General features: G+C 36.9%; 4 protein-coding genes. 1 reads left to right on the top strand and 3 read right to left on the bottom strand.

The features are described 5' to 3' along the window. Positions 1-224 (top strand): hypothetical protein (locus CEF18_RS26530; RefSeq protein WP_223292318.1); only part of this gene is annotated, 224 nt, incomplete at its 5' end. Positions 225-904: 680 nt separating this feature from the next. Here the strand turns inward: CEF18_RS26530 and CEF18_RS14920 are convergent. From CEF18_RS14920 to CEF18_RS26540, 3 genes are all read right to left on the bottom strand, one after another. Beyond that, positions 905-1,309: a hypothetical protein gene (locus tag CEF18_RS14920; RefSeq protein ID WP_110937193.1), complete on the bottom strand. Its 405-nt coding sequence runs from the start codon at positions 1,307-1,309 to the stop codon at positions 905-907. A 202-nt stretch (positions 1,310-1,511) separates the two neighbouring features. Next, positions 1,512-2,900: a group II intron reverse transcriptase/maturase gene (gene ltrA / locus CEF18_RS14925; protein ID WP_183041274.1), complete on the bottom strand. Its 1,389-nt coding sequence runs from the start codon at positions 2,898-2,900 to the stop codon at positions 1,512-1,514. Further along, a partial coding sequence (locus CEF18_RS26540) for a hypothetical protein (RefSeq protein ID WP_223292319.1) occupies positions 2,851-3,054 on the bottom strand: 204 nt, incomplete at its 5' end. The genes ltrA and CEF18_RS26540, both read right to left, overlap by 50 nt.

Here is a 3,054-nt window from a genome sequence, read left to right on the forward strand (position 1 = left end):
GTCTGCTATCCGAAGTTAATACAGTGGTGAAGTTCTCTAACACCCCGGGCCAACATAATCAAAGCATAACCAATAACAACCTAATCCCTGCTGATATTTTAAACACAGTAGAGAATTTATTAAGCATAACGTTAAAGACTCCCTTCTGCAGCCATCGTTTACCTGATAGTTCATTTACTGATGTTAATATTCTTCAGAAAGTTGGATTTATGCGTTTAAATTGAATTTGGAGAATTTATAGTGTGGTGACCTATGGCTTTGATGGGGGTGTATTTTGGGTATGTGTGAACGGCTCTGTTTTCAATTGGCTTTATAAAACCTGACCTAAAATTGAACCCAATTACTGCGCAGTATAGGTCTACTAGGTAATATAAGAGTTCCACAAACTGGCCCTATACACAAAGAAAGGACGCAATTCTTATTACAGATTTGCGCCTGTTTGTTGAAGATATAACCGGTAGGAATTAGGTACTAAAAGGGAACTAGTTACCATACTTTATCGCCTTGTCCACTTCCTCTTCTTGCTTGACGAAATTCCTTTTGTAAAACAGAAACGGCTGACATTTGTTCCTATTAAAACAACAGGGATGCCAATGGTATTAACTACTGACAAAGAAATTTAGCCTTCTTTCTGATCCACCGCTACTAGCGGCTTTTAAGTGTTGTATTTCATCAATGATCAATGTCCCTATCAAGTGCAGACTAGCAATATGAGCGATCCATTCTTTGAAGTAATATTTGAACATTATTTCTGGTATTTCATGCTATTTATTAAGATAATTTGTCCAAAGGATGGATGTTACTGATATAGAATTTAACTGGAATGACATTATCTATTTTAAGATAAATCATATGATAAATGCCTGACTTATCTTTTACATCACTTCACTATAAACCTGAAATTTTAATTTATCTTTTTTCCTTCTTTGTTTAATACAATAATTTCAAGTGGTTCATTTTCCTTAATTACTGAATTATCCTCTACCGATTGAATTATATTTTGTACTAACAGTTCAATATTATTACCGTCCTTTGAACTATTTGAATCTATGTGAATAAGGCGATTTGGAAAATGATTAATATCATACTCAATACTATTTAGTCGAGCTGTAGTGTCTTTTAAACCATTTTCAATAATCTGTGCCAAATCAAAAGTTCTCTTGTCTAAATCATCTAAATACTCATTGTCAATCTCTTTTTGATTAACAATTGTTACTTCACTACTAGCCTGACTATTAAACACCATGAATGAACCAATTAGTACGAAGGATGTTATTATACCTAGTATAACAATACTGACTTTGTTCATTTAGACTCCTCCTAAACAAATTCTTTTTCTAAAATATATGTCCCCTCCATAAATACATGCCTTACAATAAGACAATGAAAACAAGTATGACAGAAACTTTAAAATCTTAGGAACTCATATGGCCCTATACACAATCGAGTAGGAGGGGGTATTAACCCCCGACCTCTCACACCACCGTACGTACGGTTCCGTATACGGCGGTTCAATAGTTTGAGTGTGCTTTCTCGAAGATGTGGTTTAAGTTCTTTAAACCAATTCCTTCGAGAATTTTGTTTGTAATGGCTTGGTGTAAAATAAAACTACACGCAATGCGCCAATAACCCTTCCGTGTGTTTGCCCATTCCCAAGCCTTTTGTTTGGGTACTTTGAGTTTAATAAGACTTTTATATTTCGTCTTCACTTTCTTCCAGCGTTTCCATATGATTTGTCTAATCCGTCGTCTGATCCATTGATCAATGGTCCTGATGTAGTTTTTCATATAACTAATCCCGTAGTAGTTGATCCATCCAGTTGTAACCTCATTAATTTCTTTGATGATCTGGCGTATACTACCTGGTCGGTTTCGTTTGGTTAGCTGTCTAAGCTTTTCCTCAAAGTTCCTTTTCGACTTTTGATGGGGGCGAAATCCTACACCTTGTTTCGTTTTGTGTAAGCAGAATCCAAGAAACTTCCGTTTCGTCGGGCTTCCTATTTCACTCTTTTCACGATTAACAGTAAGTTTTAGTCTCTTCTCAAGGAATGTCGTGGCGCTTTTCATGACACGCTCTCCTGCTTTTCTACTTTTTACGTAGATATTACAGTCATCCGCATACCGGACGAATTGGTGTCCACGTTTCTCTAATTCTTTATCAAATTGATCAAGGAAGAGATTACTCAAAATCGGTGAAATATTCCCGCCTTGTGGCACACCAATTTCAGTAGGGACAATTGTTCCATTTATAGACACACCACTCCTTAGGAATTTCCGTATAAGTGTAAGGATTATTTTATCCTTAATATGCTCTTCCAAATGAAACATGAGTTTGTCATGATTAACCGTATCGAAATATTGTTTCATATCGATATCTACTACTGTTCGATATCCTTGTTTATAGTATTCTTTCGCGCAATTCATTGCGTCGTGAGCACTACGATTAGGTCTAAAACCAAAACTACTATCCGAAAACGTCGGATCTATTTTCTTCTCGATCACTTGAAGAATCGCTTGTTGAATAAGTCGATCACGTACAGTTGGTACGCCAAGTTTTCTTTTTGATCCATCCGGTTTTGGTATTTCCACACGTTTGACGGGTTGTGGTTCATATGAACCTGTTTTTATCTGTTCTATAAGTTCTTCTTTGTTTAGAACGAGATAAGCAAACAATTCATTCACAGTCATTCCATCAACTCCAGGAGCTCCCTTATTAGCCTTCACCTTTTTATAAGCTTGGTTCAAGTTTGAGCGACTGGCTACTTTATTGATCAGATGACTCACACCATCTCTTCCTTCCGTTTCACCGTGAGAAATACTACACACTTCTACTATACCTTCGGATTCCATCCTATTCTCTTGTAGATAGCCATCTTTCGATGTTGTCTGTGGTTGTTGCATTTCTCTCACCTCCACGGCTTCCAAGATTACTATTGTTCAGCCCTTCATCCTCTTTTTGGACTACTATGGCTTCGGCTGACTTCTTACAATTCATCATGCCATCACTGTCATGATTGTTCCTGTGGGAAATTCCTTCCCTCTTGTCGGGAACCCT

Origin of the sequence: Salipaludibacillus neizhouensis, assembly GCF_002886185.1 — a bacterium.
GTDB classification, from domain to species: domain Bacteria; phylum Bacillota; class Bacilli; order Bacillales; family Salisediminibacteriaceae; genus Salipaludibacillus; species Salipaludibacillus neizhouensis.

What these genes read in the sequence shown, in the direction of transcription:
- CEF18_RS14920 (WP_110937193.1), bottom strand. Translation starts at nt 1,309, where the DNA reads ATGAACAAAGTCAGTATTGTTATACTAGGTATAATAACATCCTTCGTA.
- ltrA (WP_183041274.1), bottom strand. Translation starts at nt 2,900, where the DNA reads ATGCAACAACCACAGACAACATCGAAAGATGGCTATCTACAAGAGAAT.